This window comes from Salmonella sp. 32070601201500089SM, from assembly GCF_017573605.1.
Lineage (GTDB): Bacteria > Pseudomonadota > Gammaproteobacteria > Enterobacterales > Enterobacteriaceae > Salmonella > Salmonella enterica.
The window spans coordinates 191,693-207,366 of sequence record NZ_JAGETK010000002.1 but is presented as its reverse complement, the minus strand read 5'-3'; the positions used below and the strand labels follow the sequence as shown (position 1 = coordinate 207,366).

15 protein-coding genes and 2 pseudogenes are annotated in these 15,674 nt (G+C 52.3%); 10 read left to right on the top strand and 7 right to left on the bottom strand.

All coding sequences use genetic code 11. The features are described 5' to 3' along the window. Positions 1-6: 6 nt before the first annotated feature. From entD to J4728_RS04465, 3 genes are all read left to right on the top strand, one after another. On the top strand, positions 7-711 hold the full coding sequence (entD, locus tag J4728_RS04475) for an enterobactin synthase subunit EntD (protein WP_208211293.1): 705 nt from the start codon (positions 7-9) through the stop codon (positions 709-711). 11 nt (positions 712-722) lie between these two features. Beyond that, a complete protein-coding gene (locus J4728_RS04470) occupies positions 723-1,841 on the top strand; it encodes a YbdK family carboxylate-amine ligase (protein ID WP_208211290.1) in 1,119 nt (372 codons plus the stop codon). 66 nt (positions 1,842-1,907) lie between these two features. After that, positions 1,908-2,156, top strand: coding sequence for a DUF1158 family protein (locus tag J4728_RS04465; RefSeq protein ID WP_000682497.1), 249 nt, complete (start codon positions 1,908-1,910; stop codon positions 2,154-2,156). A gap of 5 nt (positions 2,157-2,161) precedes the next feature. Here the strand turns inward: J4728_RS04465 and J4728_RS04460 are convergent, their stop codons facing one another. After that, positions 2,162-2,503, bottom strand: a complete 342-nt coding sequence (locus J4728_RS04460; RefSeq protein WP_000155633.1) for a RamA family antibiotic efflux transcriptional regulator — start codon at positions 2,501-2,503, stop codon at positions 2,162-2,164. A 288-nt stretch (positions 2,504-2,791) separates the two neighbouring features. On the opposite strand from J4728_RS04460, the gene J4728_RS04455 reads away from it, so the two are divergent. From J4728_RS04455 to nfsB, 3 genes are all read left to right on the top strand, one after another. Further along, positions 2,792-3,373 (top strand): TetR/AcrR family transcriptional regulator, encoded by a 582-nt coding sequence (locus J4728_RS04455; protein WP_000113609.1) that lies wholly within the window; start codon positions 2,792-2,794, stop codon positions 3,371-3,373. Beyond that, a complete protein-coding gene (locus J4728_RS04450; protein ID WP_000348999.1) occupies positions 3,373-3,741 on the top strand; it encodes an MmcQ/YjbR family DNA-binding protein in 369 nt (122 codons plus the stop codon). The genes J4728_RS04455 and J4728_RS04450 overlap by 1 nt, the downstream gene beginning before the upstream one ends. 96 nt (positions 3,742-3,837) lie before the next feature. Continuing rightward, positions 3,838-4,491 carry an oxygen-insensitive NAD(P)H nitroreductase gene (nfsB, locus tag J4728_RS04445; RefSeq protein WP_000355879.1) on the top strand — a complete coding sequence of 218 codons (654 nt, stop codon included), beginning with the start codon at positions 3,838-3,840 and terminating at the stop codon, positions 4,489-4,491. Positions 4,492-4,757: 266 nt separating this feature from the next. Here the strand turns inward: nfsB and J4728_RS04440 are convergent, their stop codons facing one another. Continuing rightward, complete coding sequence (locus J4728_RS04440; protein WP_208211287.1) at positions 4,758-6,728, bottom strand: autotransporter outer membrane beta-barrel domain-containing protein; 1,971 nt, start codon at positions 6,726-6,728, stop codon at positions 4,758-4,760. A 310-nt stretch (positions 6,729-7,038) separates the two neighbouring features. Between J4728_RS04440 and J4728_RS04435 the strand changes: the two genes are divergently transcribed. Beyond that, a complete protein-coding gene (locus tag J4728_RS04435; protein WP_208211284.1) occupies positions 7,039-8,286 on the top strand; it encodes a mechanosensitive ion channel family protein in 1,248 nt (415 codons plus the stop codon). Positions 8,287-8,327: 41 nt separating this feature from the next. Here J4728_RS04435 and pheP read toward each other — a convergent pair whose 3' ends face one another. Beyond that, the gene (pheP, locus tag J4728_RS04430) at positions 8,328-9,722 is read right to left on the bottom strand and encodes a phenylalanine transporter (RefSeq protein ID WP_023993241.1); all 1,395 of its coding nucleotides are present in this window, start codon (positions 9,720-9,722) and stop codon (positions 8,328-8,330) included. A 325-nt stretch (positions 9,723-10,047) separates the two neighbouring features. Between pheP and J4728_RS04425 the strand changes: the two genes are divergently transcribed. Further along, positions 10,048-11,223, top strand: a complete 1,176-nt coding sequence (locus tag J4728_RS04425; protein WP_001033456.1) for a DnaJ family molecular chaperone — start codon at positions 10,048-10,050, stop codon at positions 11,221-11,223. Between the two features lie 78 nt (positions 11,224-11,301). Here the strand turns inward: J4728_RS04425 and rclC are convergent, their stop codons facing one another. The 3 genes from rclC to rclA all read right to left on the bottom strand — a co-directional run bounded on the left by rclC (position 11,302) and on the right by rclA (position 13,593). Then, positions 11,302-11,862: a reactive chlorine resistance membrane protein RclC gene (gene rclC / locus J4728_RS04420; RefSeq protein WP_000362181.1), complete on the bottom strand. Its 561-nt coding sequence runs from the start codon at positions 11,860-11,862 to the stop codon at positions 11,302-11,304. 12 nt (positions 11,863-11,874) lie between these two features. Beyond that, positions 11,875-12,111 carry a reactive chlorine resistance periplasmic protein RclB gene (gene rclB, locus J4728_RS04415; RefSeq protein ID WP_000922174.1) on the bottom strand — a complete coding sequence of 79 codons (237 nt, stop codon included), beginning with the start codon at positions 12,109-12,111 and terminating at the stop codon, positions 11,875-11,877. Between the two features lie 156 nt (positions 12,112-12,267). After that, entirely contained in the window at positions 12,268-13,593 is a 1,326-nt protein-coding gene (rclA, locus tag J4728_RS04410; protein WP_000195929.1) for a reactive chlorine resistance oxidoreductase RclA, read from the bottom strand. 215 nt (positions 13,594-13,808) lie between these two features. Between rclA and rclR the strand changes: the two genes are divergently transcribed. Next, a complete protein-coding gene (gene rclR / locus J4728_RS04405; RefSeq protein ID WP_020438199.1) occupies positions 13,809-14,663 on the top strand; it encodes a reactive chlorine-specific transcriptional regulator RclR in 855 nt (284 codons plus the stop codon). Between the two features lie 50 nt (positions 14,664-14,713). On the opposite strand, the pseudogene J4728_RS04400 reads toward rclR, so the two are convergent. After that, a pseudogene (locus tag J4728_RS04400) lies at positions 14,714-14,953 on the bottom strand (efflux RND transporter permease subunit); the annotation flags it as partial. On the opposite strand from J4728_RS04400, the pseudogene J4728_RS04395 reads away from it, so the two are divergent. Next, positions 14,912-15,331: pseudogene (locus tag J4728_RS04395) on the top strand (ATP-binding protein); the annotation flags it as partial. The pseudogenes J4728_RS04400 and J4728_RS04395 overlap by 42 nt on opposite strands. Positions 15,332-15,674 lie beyond the last annotated feature (343 nt).

Sequence of the window (15,674 nt, the reverse complement as noted above, 5' to 3'; positions counted from 1 at the left end):
AAAACGATGCGGACATCTCATTTTCCCCTTCCCTTTGCCGGACACAGGCTGCATATCGTCGACTTTGATGCGAGCAGCTTTCACGAACACGACCTGCTATGGCTGCCTCATCACGATCGGCTCCGGTCTGCCGGACGCAAGCGTAAAGCTGAACATCTGGCAGGCCGCATCGCCGCCGTTCATGCGCTACGCGAGGTGGGCGTCAGGACAGTGCCCGGTATTGGCGACAAGCGACAGCCGCTATGGCCGGACGGCCTATTTGGCAGCATCAGCCACTGTGCGACAACGGCGCTGGCCGTCATATCCCGACAGCGTATTGGCATTGATATAGAAAAAATCATGAGTCAACACACGGCGACAGAGCTGGCGCCGTCCATTATTGATAGCGATGAGCGCCAAATTCTCCAGGCGAGCTCGCTCCCTTTTCCGATTGCCCTGACGCTGGCTTTCTCCGCCAAGGAGAGCGTTTATAAAGCCTTTTCAGACCGCGTCACGCTCCCGGGATTCAATAGCGCAAAAGTTACCTCGCTTACTGCCACGCACATCTCGTTACATCTGCTGCCAGCCTTTGCCGCCATGATGGCTGAACGTACCGTCCGTACAGAATGGTTTCAACGTAGCAATAGCGTTATTACTCTTGTTTCTGCAATAACGCGCTTTCCCCACGACAGGAGCGCTCCCGCTTCTATACTTAGCGCAATCCCCCGATAAATGAGATCGCTATGGCGCTGAATGATTTTCACGTTTCTGAACCTTATACGCTTGGTATTGAGCTGGAGATGCAGGTGATCAATCCACCTGGCTACGATTTAAGTCAGGACTCTTCTACGCTGATCGACGCCGTTAAGCCCCAACTTACTGCGGGAGAAATTAAGCACGATATCACCGAAAGTATGCTGGAGATGGCCACGGGCGTCTGCCGCGATATTGACCAGGCGGCGGCCCAACTTTCTGCCATGCAGCACGTTATTTTACAGGCGGCGTCGGAACACCATCTCGGCATTTGCGGCGGCGGTACGCACCCTTTTCAAAAATGGCAGAGTCAGGAGGTCTGTGATAATGAGCGCTATCAACGCACGCTGGAAAATTTCGGCTACTTAATTCAACAGGCGACGGTTTTCGGCCAGCATGTCCATGTCGGCTGCGCGAATGGCGACGATGCGATTTATCTTTTACACGGGCTGTCGCATTTTGTGCCGCACTTTATTGCGCTCTCCGCCGCGTCTCCCTATATGCAAGGATCTGACACCCGTTTTGCCTGCGCGCGCCTGAATATTTTTTCCGCTTTTCCCGATAACGGCCCCATGCCGTGGGTCAGTAACTGGCAAGAGTTTACCGGACTATTTCGTCGCCTGTCTTACACCACGATGATCGACAGCATCAAAGATTTGCACTGGGATATCCGCCCCAGCCCGGCCTTTGGCACGGTAGAAGTTCGGGTGATGGATACGCCGCTCACCCTTGATCATGCCATCAATATGGCAGGGTTGATTCAGGCGACCGCGCACTGGCTGCTGACCGAGCGTCCCTTTAAACCGCAGGAACAAGACTATCTGTTATATAAATTCAACCGTTTTCAGGCTTGCCGCTATGGTCTGGAGGGCGTGCTAATCGATGTCTATACCGGCGACCGCCGTCGCCTGGCAGATGATACGCTGCGTCTGCTGGATAACGTTACCCCCTCAGCGCGCAAGCTGGGCGCCGACAGCGCCATTGACGCGCTACGTCTGCAGGTGAAAAAAGGCGGTAACGAAGCGCAATATATGCGGGAGTTTATTGCCGACGGCGGATCGCTGATAGGCCTGGTACAAAAACATTGTGAAATCTGGGCGGGACAATAGACAGCATATTTGCCTTACCAGGCGATATCCCGGACAATGGCGTTTTAACTTACGTTTAACAAAGCCATGAAACACCCGCTTGAATCATTGATGACCGCTGCCGGTATTTTGCTGATGGCGTTGCTCTCCAGCCTGCTGCTGCCCGCCCCTTCGCTCGGCCTTGCGCTGGCGCAAAAACTGGTCGGGATCTTTCATCTTATGGATCTCAACCAGCTTTATACTTTGTTGTTTTGTTTATGGTTTCTGTTGCTCGGCGCGCTGGAATATTATGTCATTCGTTTTATCTGGCGGCGCTGGTTTTCGCTGGCCGATTAAACATTTCAATGCGTACGACCATGCTTTTCTTTACGATAAGCGCCTGGCGGCAGGTTGAACGTGCGGGTAAAAATGCGCGTAAAGGTTTGCTGCGAATCAAAACCATACTTGAGACAAATATCATACACCTTCTGGTCGGTGTCGCGCAGGTCGCGCGCCGCCAGTTTTAGCTTCCGTTCACGCACGTAGCGCCCCAGACTCTCCCCTTTGTACTGCATAAAAAGGCGCTGCAGGTGCCACTTGGAATACCCCGCATGACGGGCAATATCATCAATACGTAACGGCTGATTCAAATTATCATCAATCCACTCGACAATCGTGTCGATAACCTGAGCGGAAATGGTCATCGTGCTCTCCCCTCTATCAAACTCGTCAGCGGCTCCCGCACCGCACATTTACGGCAACAGCAATAAGCATAGTAATAACCACACAAATTGTGAGACGGCTTATCGCATGGCCTGCAATATGCTTTTCTACCACTTCATGCGGCAGCCCTTGATTATGAGTGAGTAAGCACTCATTATAGAAAGCAAAGATACGCCGTCAAGGTACTTTTCAAAGGTTGACATTCACCGTTGCGACGCGACAACGGGCATGATTCAATCATGTTTTTCCAGACATAAGGGTAACGTGTAGTGGCTCGTCCGAAGAGTGAAGACAAAAAACAAGCATTACTGGAAGCGGCAACCCAGGCGATAGCGCAATCCGGTATCGCCGCCTCAACGGCGGTGATTGCGCGTAACGCAGGTGTTGCAGAAGGAACATTGTTTCGCTATTTCGCGACCAAAGATGAGCTGATTAACACGTTGTATTTGCATTTAAAGCAGGATCTCTGCCAGTCAATGATAATGGAGCTGGATCGATCCATTACCGATGCCAAAATGATGACTCGTTTTATCTGGAACAGTTACATCAGTTGGGGTCTGAACCATCCCGCGCGCCATCGGGCGATCCGTCAACTGGCCGTCAGCGAAAAGCTCACCAAAGAGACGGAACAACGGGCCGACGATATGTTCCCCGAATTGCGCGATTTATGTCATCGTTCCGTTTTGATGGTGTTTATGTCGGATGAGTACCGCGCCTTCGGCGACGGCCTTTTTCTGGCGCTGGCTGAAACAACAATGGATTTCGCCGCGCGCGATCCCGCTCGCGCTGGCGAATATATTGCGCTGGGATTCGAAGCCATGTGGCGCGCGCTGACTCGCGAGGAGCAATAATGGACGGTCAAACACTGCACGCCTGGGCAAAACGCTTTGCGCTGGAACTGCCTTTTACCGAACACTGCTGGCCTTTCGGCCCACAGTACGATGTGTTTAAAGTCGGCGGCAAAATATTCATGCTGTTCACTGAACATCACTGTCGCCCAGTGGTGAACCTGAAGTCGGATCCCCAAAAGTCCCTGGTAAATCAACAAATTTACCCCAGCATTGCGCCTGGCTATCACATGAATAAGAAACACTGGATTTCAGTCTATGCGGGCGAGGATATCACCGTCTCGCTACTCAACGATTTGATAAATGACTCATGGAATCTGGTCGTAGACGGGCTGCCTAAAAGAGAGCAACTGCGCCTGCGGCCGCGCTGATGCAATAACCGTTTCCGCATTTTCCTCCCTTATCTTTTTACCGATAACCCGGTACCCTGCTGATACAAAAGGGTACTAAACCAACCAGGAGCATTTATGGATATCGTTTCTGTCGCCTTACAGCGCTACTCCACTAAGGCGTTCGATCCCAGCAAAAAACTGACCGCCGAAGAAGCGGATAAAATAAAAACACTACTACAGTACAGTCCCTCCAGCACCAATTCCCAGCCGTGGCACTTTATTGTCGCCAGTACGGAAGAGGGCAAAGCGCGCGTAGCAAAATCCGCCGCCGGAAACTACACGTTCAACGAACGCAAAATGCTGGACGCCTCCCATGTGGTGGTCTTCTGCGCGAAAACCGCGATGGATGACGCATGGCTTGAGCGCGTCGTCGATCAGGAAGATGCTGATGGCCGTTTCGCTACGCCGGAAGCTAAAGCGGCAAATGATAAAGGTCGCCGCTTTTTCGCCGATATGCACCGCGTCTCGCTGAAAGATGACCACCAGTGGATGGCGAAACAGGTCTATCTGAACGTCGGCAACTTTCTGCTGGGCGTTGCCGCGATGGGTCTCGACGCCGTCCCCATTGAAGGTTTCGACGCCGAGGTGCTCGACGCTGAATTTGGTCTGAAAGAAAAAGGCTATACCAGTCTGGTCGTGGTGCCGGTCGGCCATCATAGCGTCGAGGATTTCAACGCCGGGCTGCCGAAATCACGTCTGCCGCTTGAAACCACACTGACGGAAGTCTAATCCCCTGCCTAAGCCGGACGCCCGTCCGGCTTTTTTCACCTTTCTGCCAGGTTCCTCAATGATCAATGGCGCGAAGTGCCAGGTTTTACATCGCTAGTGTTAACTTCCTCTTTCAACCTATTGAAAATAAATAATATTTAAAACTGGCACGCCGTTTGCCATATCTGGATACCCCCTATCTGGATGAAGGAGAAAACGGCGTGACACCGGTTTGCGCCTACGATGGCGATATTGTCACCACGGGGTTGGCCCTCCCTGGCGTGTCATCAAAATCGGGCGCTAAACCCAACGTTATAACGGGTTTGATTGCCATCGCTTAACCCTGCCGTTTGCGACAGCCCGGCGAAAGCGGACACCGTTGCCGACAGCGGAAAATCTGCGCCAATCGCGATATCAACCCAGTTTTTATCCTGCGTTTTTCCGTCGCGGCTAAACGTCAGCGCGGTCGATTTAAGGCCGCCGTTCGCCACATACGTATCATCGCCAAACTGACGGCGATAATTAATCTGCGCCCAGGAGTGAATGATGCTGTGGCGAAGATCCAGACGCCAGCCAGCGCCACCCACCTGCGAATGGGCGTTTTGGTCGCCAAAACGCATTGATGTACTGGTATTGAGCTTCTCGCTATAGCCATTAACGTGGCTGTAATCCCATGCATATTGCAGCATCGGTCCGGTCGTTAACCACGGCATCATGACAAAATCATAACCACTGGTTAACCTCGCGCCCCACAGCTGCCCGTTGGTTTCGCCCTCTTCCACCCGTCTTAGCGCACCGAGCGTGATACTGCGCTGAATGTTACTGAATTTAGCGGACAGGTAGTGTAAATCGCTATCCAGCCACGCCTGACCGGCGCGTAAATGGCTGAATACGGCGGCCTGAAAACCGCGGGCGTCATAACGATAATTATCGTCAGGATGTTGCTTATCCAGAGAACCGGCTATCAGCCCTCCCAGCAGTACCTGCTCGTTAAGCTGATAATCGACGCCAACCGTCAGATTATTATGATTACCGTTCCCGTCGGCCTCATTATTATCATAACGTTGATATCCCCCGCTGTATCCACCGAACATGCCCAGTGAACCAACAGGATTTTCCCCCTGGCGAAGCTGCTGATAACGGCTGTCAAGCGTGGTACGACTACCTTGCGCCATCGACTGAACGCTTTGGTTCAGATATGTCGCCTGTACCGGCGCGGCAATGATCGACTGGATATATTGCGCAATAATGGTATGGACCTGCGGACCGGGATGTAAATGATCGGCAAACAGATAGTCCTGCGACGCATTAAATCCAGGCATTGCCGAGGAGCACGCCGAAGCGGATACGCCCGGCGGGCAGGCCATACCTACGGTATTTGTCAGACCAAACGCCTGCGGGTTGGCAAGAATTTCCTTAAAGAGGCCGTTGATATCGGCACGGGCTATATTGCCGCCGTGTTGCTCCAGCCCCTTCTCTTCCATCTGATTATAATAATCGGTCAGAGCTGACGCCTGCCCTGCCGCCTTTTCATAGCCCGCCAGCAGTTGTTCAACGAGCAGTTGCTGAATAAATGGATTGCTGCTTACCGTTGCAGCCGCCGCCAGCAGCGCCTTGCGGATCGCCTGTTGCCGACTGGCGAAATCGGGCGTAGCGCCCTCCGCCAGCGCATCTAACGCCGCTTTTAGCGCCGGGGGCGCCGCTGCGCCCAGCCCAGCGGTGATTACCGCCTCCAGAAGCATTGGCGTCGCACTAATATCCGGTACGTTTGGCACCACGACCAGCCCGGCGCCGGCATCCAGTAACAGCCCTACCTGCGCCGCCGCGCTAGTGGCGCTATTACCGGCTATTTGCTGTGCCATGGCAGGTCGCGCGATGGCCGCCGCCAGATCGTTTCCGCCGACCCAGTGAATATACAAACCGTTGTGGTCGGCTTTTCCCCCCGTTTTGGCAAGCCACTGCCGTACCTGATCCGCGGTATTATCCTGCGGGTTTAATTCCGGGGTCGCCGTCGCGCCGCCGGCGGCATAATTAGAACCGCCATTGCTGGAAGGGCTTAATGCCAGCCCATATCGTTCGGCCAACTGTTCGTCGTAGAGCTTATTTTGACCACTATCCCAGGTCCAGCGACCGTTATTTCCGGTATCGCTAAGGCTATCGCCAATCACCGTAAGAGAGTCAAACGCACAAGCAGATAATGGCGCGGCCAGCGCCAGCGAGAGTATTCCGTATTTTAGCAGGGTACGCTTTTGGGTCATCCGATGTTCCTTAATGTTATTGTTGATAGGTACGACGGTGCTAATCATTATCCGACAGAGATATTGCAATCGTTTTAAACATTCTGGTTAAAAAGTTTTCATTCATTGTTGACGGACTGGCGCCTGTTCAAAAAGAGGGAACCGCGTAAAATAACGACGTTTACAGGGCGCTGGATAAAATATAGCGTATGGATAACCCCAGAGGCGCTTTTACCCGTCTGTTGCTGATTATGCCTGAAGCGCAGGCGTCCTGATTTGCATAAATGCCATTCAGCAGTCATCATAGGCTGCTGTTTATAAAGGAGAGATTATGCAGGAATTGATATCCCGGGTAGAAGATTTAGCGGGAATTGAAATGAATCACACCACGTCGCTGGTGGTGATATTTGGTATTATTTTTCTGACAGCAGTTGTCGTGCATATTATTTTGCACTGGATAGTACTGCGCGCTTTCGAAAAACGCGCCATCGCCAGTTCCCGCCTGTGGCTGCAAATTATTACCCAGAATAAATTATTCCATCGTCTGACTTTTACGCTGCAAGGCATCATTGTCAATATTCAGGCCGCGCTCTGGCTACAAAAAGGCAGTGAGGCAGCGGATATCCTGACGACCTGCGCGCAGTTATGGATTATGACCTACGCCCTGCTGTCGTTATTTTCCTTGCTGGACGTGATTTTCAATCTATCGCAAAAATGGCCCGCCGCCTCTCAGTTACCGCTAAAAGGAATATTTCAGGGTATTAAGCTCATCGGCGCAATTATCGTCGGCATTCTGATGATCTCACTGCTGATTGGCCAGTCACCAGCAATTTTAATCAGCGGGCTGGGCGCGATGGCCGCGGTATTAATGCTGGTCTTTAAAGACCCGATTCTTGGCCTGGTTGCCGGTATCCAGCTTTCCGCCAACGATATGCTCAAACTAGGCGACTGGCTGGAAATGCCGAAATATGGCGCAGATGGCGCGGTCATTGATATTGGCTTAACCACGGTAAAAGTACGCAACTGGGATAATACCATCACCACCATTCCCACCTGGTCGCTGGTTTCCGACTCATTCAAAAACTGGAGCGGCATGTCTGCGTCCGGCGGACGCCGGATTAAACGCAGCATTAATATTGACGCGACCAGTATCCATTTTCTGGATGATGATGAAAAACAGCGGCTGTTAACCGCGCAACTGTTAAAGCCGTACCTTACCAGCCGTCATCAGGAAATCGATGAATGGAATAAACAGCTGGATGCGCCGGAATCAGCCTTAAATCACCGCCGAATGACCAATATCGGGACATTTCGCGCCTATCTGAACGAATATTTACGCCACCATCCGCGCATCCGTAAAGATATGACGCTGATGGTACGCCAACTGGCGCCTGACGATCATGGTTTGCCGATAGAGATCTACGCCTTTACCAATACCGTCGTGTGGCTGGAATATGAGAGCATCCAGGCCGATATTTTCGACCATATTTTTGCCGTGGTGGAAGAGTTTGGCTTGCGTATTCATCAGACGCCGACCGGCAGCGATATTCGCGCGCTGTCAGGGACATTGCGGCATTAATGGATTGCCCGATCGCATGAGCATGGGATCGGGCAAAAAAGTTAATGAGACTTACGGCGCAAAACGGTAAACGCGATAAACAGGAATACAATCCATACCGGCAGCAAAATCGCCGACAATCGCATATCGTCCATCGTACACATTAACACCAGAATCAGCGCCAGAAACGCAATGCACAAATAGTTTCCGGCGGGATAGAACAGCGCCTTAAATTGCGTCTCGCGCCCTTTACGACGCATCGCCGCGCGAAAACGTAAATGCGCGAGACAGATCATTATCCAGTTTAGCAATAGCGTCGCGACAACCAGCGCCATCAACAGGCTAAACGCTTTTTGCGGCAACAGATAGTTGATCAGCACCACCAGCGAGGTAATCGCTCCGGAAAGTATCAGCGAGTTCACCGGTACGCCGCGATGGCTGACGCGGGTTAAAAATTTCGGCGCATTGCCTTGTACGGACAGGCCGAACAGCATTCGGCTATTCGAATAAACGCCGCTGTTATACACCGAAAGCGACGCGACCAGAATAACGAAATTCAGCGCCGAAGCCACCACATTACTGTCCAGGTTATGGAAGATCATCACAAAAGGGCTGCTATTGGATTTCACCTCTACCCACGGATAGAGCGCCAGCAACACCACCAGCGAACCGATGTAGAACAGCAAAATACGGTATACCACCTGATTCACCGCTTTCGGAATGCTTTTTTGTGGATCGCGCGCTTCCGCCGCAGTAATGCCGATCAGCTCCAGTCCGCCAAAAGAAAACATAATCACCGCCAGCGACAGAAGCAAACCATGCCAACCGGTAGCGAAGAAACCGTTATAACGCCAGAGGTTATCAATGCTGGCATGTTCGCCGCCGTGGCCGGAGAACAGCAGCCACAGACCAAAACCTATCATGCCGATAATCGCCAGCACTTTAATCAGCGCGAACCAGAATTCCGTTTCGCCATACAGACGAACGTTCACCAGATTCACGGCATTAATGATAATAAAAAACGCCGCCGCCCATACCCATGTTGGTACGTCAGGCAGCCAGTACTGCATATAGATGCCCGCCGCGGTCAGCTCCGCCATCCCGACCAGCACAAACATGACCCAATAGTTCCAACCCGACAAAAAGCCCGCAAACGGCCCCCAATATTTCCAGGCGAAGTGGGCAAACGATCCGGAAACCGGCTCTTCCACGACCATTTCACCCAACTGGCGCATAATGAGAAAAGCGATAATCCCGGCAACGCCATAGCCCAACAAAACAGCCGGCCCCGCCATTTGAATCGCCGGGCCGATGCCCAGAAACAGTCCGGTGCCAATGGCGCCGCCCAGGGCGATTAGCTGAATATGGCGGTTTTGCAACCCCCGTTGAAGCGTCGGTTCATTCTTCGACGCGGCATCCGACACGCTGGCGCCGGATGCAGTTGACGCGTTTTTCACGTCCTACCCCTGTATCGTTTTTATTGAGGGGCACCTTTTAACATTTCGCTCTCGCTGCCGCAAGGCGCAATCGTTTGTCAAGGCTCAACTCCGGACGTTAACGTTATCGTGTAAAAAAAGATGTCGTGGGGAGTAAAAAGAAAAGAGTGCGCGCCGATATAGAACGTTACGGGTGACAGACGCCGGGTATAAAATATGTGAATAACTCTGGACGAAAAGTACGACACCCTACAGAATACATTTAGTATTTTTTCAGTATTTTCAAAAAGGTGAATCAGACCTGGTATCTGTTATCCGTTTTTGAGCCACGCCAGGCATCAACGTCATGAATAAGATCATCAAACGTTTAGAGATCATCAAAAGCGCCATCGAACTTGAGGACGAAGAGATTATCCGTCAGCAGCTCATCTACCTGAAAAATGAGCCGCAGGATGCCGTAATCAGCGCGATTGCCCAGGCGATTGAAGCTCGTCGATTCAGTGACGCCATGCAAGAGATCGCCGCCTGGCTACAGGCTCAACGGGCGCTCTCGACGTGGCAAGATCCCTCTATTGCCGCCAGTAAACTGGAGCTGAAAGCGCTTGAAGCCCAACTTCGCGATCTGATTGACAAACGAAATGCGCGGGTACAAATCCTCGACGATTTCAACGACCTCTATCATCTGCGCCTCGGGCCGTTGATGAGCCGTATTCTGGAGTTGCGTAAACAGCTCGCGGTGAGTATGCAGCGTAAGCAAGAAGCCGAAATAAAACGCCGGGAAAAGGATTATCAATCCTGCCTGCAATTTATTTCCCAGGCCGTGGATCAACTGGCAACGCTAAAACAGCAGTGGACAGGATTGAATGCCGCCTCGCGCGAAGCGGTGGGCATCCGTCAGCGAATCCAGCAGCAGACAGAATTAATTACCGCGTTGCTGGCGGAAATTCGCGAGCTGGAAGCGGATTTTTCCCATCAGGACGACAGCGCATTCCGCCAGGCGCAGGAAAATGCGGAACAGGACTATCACCAGTACCGGGAGCAGCAGCAGGAAGCGCAATTCCGCTACGCTCGCGATCAACGTTTGTCGGCTGACGAACGCAGTGAATTAAAACGTTTGTGGCGTCAGGCCAGCCGCCTGTGTCACCCGGATGTGGTCGCCGATGAATTGAAAGAAAAAGCGCACCAGATGATGGTACAGCTTAATCAGGCGCGGCAGAATGCCGATCTGGCGGCAATTCGCGCGTTATTGACGCAGCTGCAAAGCGGCCTGGAACCGATGATGGCAAGCGACAGGCTAAATAATCTGGAACATCTGCGCCATAAAATACGCCAGCTCCGCACGCAAATCGACGCGCTGTTGAAAGAGATAACGCAACTGGAAACGGAAAACGCCTGGCGGCTCGCCTCTTCCGTTGCGGATAAGGAAGCCTATTTCTCCGAGCAGGAACGGGCGCTAACCGAAATTCGCAATACGCTGGAGGCGCAGGTTCAACAGGTGGAACAGGAACTTCTGGCAGGGTAGTCCATCATTCATCAACACATTGTCGGATGGCGCAAGCGCCACCCGACGAATCGCGGCATAAAGAGGGTAAGAGGGTCGCTACTGGCGCTGTAAAAGTAACGAACGGGCGGAGTCCGCCATGATCATCACCGCCCCTGCCAGCATTAACGTATCTTTTAATACCAGCCGCCCGGCGCCCGATAAATACGGGAAACCATAATGCGCATCGCCCAGCGGCATAACCCAGGCCTCCGGCGTGGTGATTAAAAACGACAGCGTGACAAATGGCGTCAGGAATGCCAGCACGCCGCCCGCCAGCCCTAACCAGCGGCTGACAGGGTTAGCCAGTACCAGCACCGCGATAATCAATTCCACCACGCCCAGACCATCCGAAAACGCATACGTATTATTGGCCGTTTGCCAGGCGCGTTCCTCCGGTTTTAGTTCGCCCTCATGCGTCAGATGCTGACGATATTCTTCAGGATGTTCATAGAAAAAAGACATAAACGGGCTGTTCGCCACAAACGGGGTAATACTGTCTGCCTCATAGGGCACAAATTTTAGTAGTCCAATCCAGATAAAAACGATGGCGATACTCAGGCGAATTAATGTTAATCCCAGCCGATCCCCCTGACTTAACAGACGAAGATATTTATCCATCTCAGACTCTCCTTATTTATATAATATCGCAGTGGCGTAACCCGTATTATCAATACGCATGGACGTAATTTTCCACGACGACGCCTGTTTACTTTGCGCCAGTCTGGTAATAGCGTCTTCAAGCATTGACGGCGTTGCTGACACCGCAGAAACGCTGATATATTCAACGTCAGTTAGCGGCTGGGCGGAGACGGAAAACGCCAGCGGCGCAGCCAATAATGAAGCAATAAGTGTGGTAACTTTTAACATCGAGATTTCCAGTCGTGGGTTATTTCAATGGTGTTATAATACGTTACGCCTGACTAAAGCCTTTTCTTTCAGACGCCAGCATATTTGTCCTGGCGTATTTTTATAGCCTGACAGGCCAAAAAAAGCCCTGATTAACAGGGCTACGTTATTTATGTTTTACTTAATGAGAGAGAAGAGATCGTTTAAAGACTCACTCATTGTAGGATGGGTAAATATCTGGTCGCGTAACACCGTATAAGGTAAATCTGCATCCATAACGGTTTTAACGATATTAATCATTTCATGAGAATCGACGCATAACAATGACACCCCTACAATACGCTGCGTATTCACGTCCACTACCGCTTTTAGTACGCCACGAGTATCGTTCATAACACGGGCGCGAGGGATCGCCGCCACCGGTAATGTCACCACCTGCACCGTTGCGCCGCTTGCCCGCGCTTGTTCTTCCGTCAGCCCGACACGAGAGAGCGGCGGCGTCATAAAGACGGAATACGGAACATTCTGGCGATCGCGGGTACTGCGTTTGCCATCTCCCAATAACCCGTCGCGTACAATACGAAAATCATCCAGTGAAATATAGGTAAACTGCAACCCACCGGTAACATCGCCCATCGCCCAGATATTGTCCGCCGTGGTACGCAGGTAATCATCCACGATGATCCCGCCGCGTTCGTTCACCGCCACACCGGCGTTCTGCAACTGTAAGCCAGCCGTCGCCGGTTTTCGCCCCGACGCCACCAGCAGGGCATCCACAAGATGCGCGCCTTCCGGCGTTTCTACTTGTACCGCGCCCTCCTTTGAGGATACGGCCTGTACGTTGGCGTTTAAAATCAGCTCGACGCCCTTTTCCTGTAAAATACGGGTAATTGCCTGCGCGATATCCCGATCTTCACGAGGCAGGAATTGCGGCGCTGCTTCAAAGATAGTGACCTTCGTACCAAAGTTGGCGAACATTGAGGCAAATTCAAGGCCAATATAACCACCGCCTAAAATCCCCAGCCGCGCCGGACGCTGGCTCAGGCTGAGTAGCCCGGTGCTATCGAACACCCCTGCCGTCGTTGTTAAGCCCGTAATAGCCGGGATCACCGACTCTGCGCCAGTATTAATGAAGATCTTTTCTCCCCGTAACACCCGCTCGCCGTCCGCCTGAAATACCCGTAAGGTATGGTTATCAATAAACTCCGCCCTTCCCTCAATCACATCGACATTGTCCAGGTCGGCAAGATTATGAAAATTTTTGTCGCGTAAAAAATTTACGACCGCCGCTTTGCGTTGCATGGCGACTGAAAAATCGCCCTCACGTTCCGCGTCATGCACCAGCGTTTTCGTTGGAATACAGCCAATGTTGATGCAGGTTCCGCCGAACATACTGGCGGACTGTTCGATAATCGCCACGCGCCATCCCGTCTTCGCCAGAGTTGCCGCCAACGTTTTTCCTGCCTTGCCAAAACCAATAATGAGCGCCTGATACTGTGTCATCTTCTTTCTCCGCCAAATCACCATCTGTTTGTCAGGACAAGTATAAATAACGTCAAAAAAGACAGGGTTATCCGTAACGCGCCAATTTTTGTCTTATCGTCTAAATTAGCGGTTAGCAAAAATAAGGGTAGAAATGACATTGAGTCAGAAATATAGTGATCAGAGACAGAAATGGTGATCCCTATTTTTGAAAAAGAATCTGTTCTGGAGTCTATATGGATGCGCTTAGTCGGCTATTGACGCTTAACGCCCCTCAGGGCTCAATCGACAAGAATTGCCCGTTAGGCGGCGACTGGCAGTTACCGCACGCCGCTGGCGAGCTATCGGTGATTCGCTGGCATACCGTTACACAGGGCGAAGCGCAACTGGAAATACCTACCGGCGACGCCATGATACTTACGCCGGGAAAGGTGGTGATTCTGCCGCAAAACTCCGCCCACCGTTTGCGCCAGTCTGGCGAAGCACCGACACATATCGTGTGCGGTAGTCTACGTCTGCACACGACGTCACGTTATTTCCTTACCGCGTTGCCGGAAGTGTTATGTCTTGCCCCGCCGCCGCATAGCCCCGCCAGTATCTGGCTTAACGCCGCCATTTTGCTGTTACAGCAGGAGTCAGAACGCCATTTACCTGGCGCTGATGTCTTATACAGTCAGCAGTGCGCCACGCTGTTTACCCTCGCCGTTCGCGACTGGCTATCGCAGGCTGGCACAGCGAAAAGCGTGCTCAATTTATTGCTGCATCCCCGGCTGGGCCGCGTGATCCTTCACATGCTGGAAACACCGGCGCATCCCTGGACGGTCGAAACGCTGGCGCAACGGGTACACATGTCGCGGGCGAGCTTCGCCCAGCTATTTCGCGACGTGTCCGCTACAACGCCCTTAGCCGTGTTAACAACGCTGCGCCTGCAAATCGCCGCCCAGACCCTGTCGCGTGAAGCGCTGCCGGTGATGGTGATTGCCGAGTCGGTAGGTTATGCGAGCGAATCTTCTTTTCACAAAGCTTTTGTCCGTGAATTCGGTTGTACACCAGGCGAGTACCGCAAACGGGCCAACGCGCTCGGACGATAAACGTATACTGAACCCGCCTACAGTTTGACGCCGCAGGCGGGGTGCACACGTTATGCCGCAAGGCGACGATGCCTGCGCAGCCACATCAGCTTGTAGGCTGCCGGAATGATGAACAGCGACAGCAGCGGCGCGGTAATACGGCTCATCACCTCAGAACCCGCGCCGGTCCCCCATAAAACAGGTAGCAGACCGGCGATAATCACCGCTACCGTCATGGCTTTTGGCCGCACCCGGAGCACCGCCCCGTGGTGAAGCGCCTCATTGAGTTTTTCTGCCGAAAAGGTGTTGGGAGCTTGCGCTTTGAAGGCCGCGCCTGCTGGATCACCGGCGATCCCATCATGCTGCGCAGAGCCATCAGTAATTGACTCTCTAATACGATGCGCTATACGCCGCCGGGTAAAACCATTACTCTTCAGATAAAAGAAGCGGACGACCAGATACATATTATTGTTGAAAACCCCGGTACGCCAATCGCGCCGGAACATTTGCCGCGCCTTTTCGATTGTTTTTATCGCATTGATCCCTCCCGCCAGCGTAAAGGGGAAGGCAGCGGTATAGGCCTGGCAATTGTAAAATCCATCGTCACTGCGCACCGGGGAAAAGTTTCTGTCACCTCCGATACGCGCGCTACTCGTTTTATTTTGACATTACCCAAACACCTCCGTTGAACTGTAGCGATAGTGAAAGGCGCTATCGCTAACCAGCAAAATAATCTGACATCATCGTCATTATCCCGTCACGCGCCAGACTCAACGACTGTTTTATTATTTCTCTTATTAACCCACACCGGAGAAATAAGTTGAATAAGTTTACATCCCTTTTAGCTGTCGTTTTTTTATTTCAGCTGGCGTAAAAGTCGCAGAGAAAATGGAATCCCGCCAATTATCCGCCACCGCGCATGAGATGATGAATAACGGTGACGCCTTCGCGCACCAGCAAATGGCTTAGACACAGAAAACCAGCGCCCCGACTCCTGTGGAAAATGCGACACCCTTTTCTGAAATGGACGAC

What these genes read in the sequence shown, in the direction of transcription:
- J4728_RS04450 (WP_000348999.1), top strand. Translation starts at nt 3,373, where the DNA reads ATGGACGGTCAAACACTGCACGCCTGGGCAAAACGCTTTGCGCTGGAA.
- rclR (WP_020438199.1), top strand. Translation starts at nt 13,809, where the DNA reads ATGGATGCGCTTAGTCGGCTATTGACGCTTAACGCCCCTCAGGGCTCA.
- rclB (WP_000922174.1), bottom strand. Translation starts at nt 12,111, where the DNA reads ATGTTAAAAGTTACCACACTTATTGCTTCATTATTGGCTGCGCCGCTG.
- J4728_RS04465 (WP_000682497.1), top strand. Translation starts at nt 1,908, where the DNA reads ATGAAACACCCGCTTGAATCATTGATGACCGCTGCCGGTATTTTGCTG.
- nfsB (WP_000355879.1), top strand. Translation starts at nt 3,838, where the DNA reads ATGGATATCGTTTCTGTCGCCTTACAGCGCTACTCCACTAAGGCGTTC.
- J4728_RS04440 (WP_208211287.1), bottom strand. Translation starts at nt 6,728, where the DNA reads ATGACCCAAAAGCGTACCCTGCTAAAATACGGAATACTCTCGCTGGCG.
- entD (WP_208211293.1), top strand. Translation starts at nt 7, where the DNA reads ATGCGGACATCTCATTTTCCCCTTCCCTTTGCCGGACACAGGCTGCAT.
- J4728_RS04460 (WP_000155633.1), bottom strand. Translation starts at nt 2,503, where the DNA reads ATGACCATTTCCGCTCAGGTTATCGACACGATTGTCGAGTGGATTGAT.
- J4728_RS04470 (WP_208211290.1), top strand. Translation starts at nt 723, where the DNA reads ATGGCGCTGAATGATTTTCACGTTTCTGAACCTTATACGCTTGGTATT.
- rclA (WP_000195929.1), bottom strand. Translation starts at nt 13,593, where the DNA reads ATGACACAGTATCAGGCGCTCATTATTGGTTTTGGCAAGGCAGGAAAA.
- J4728_RS04425 (WP_001033456.1), top strand. Translation starts at nt 10,048, where the DNA reads ATGAATAAGATCATCAAACGTTTAGAGATCATCAAAAGCGCCATCGAA.
- rclC (WP_000362181.1), bottom strand. Translation starts at nt 11,862, where the DNA reads ATGGATAAATATCTTCGTCTGTTAAGTCAGGGGGATCGGCTGGGATTA.
- J4728_RS04435 (WP_208211284.1), top strand. Translation starts at nt 7,039, where the DNA reads ATGCAGGAATTGATATCCCGGGTAGAAGATTTAGCGGGAATTGAAATG.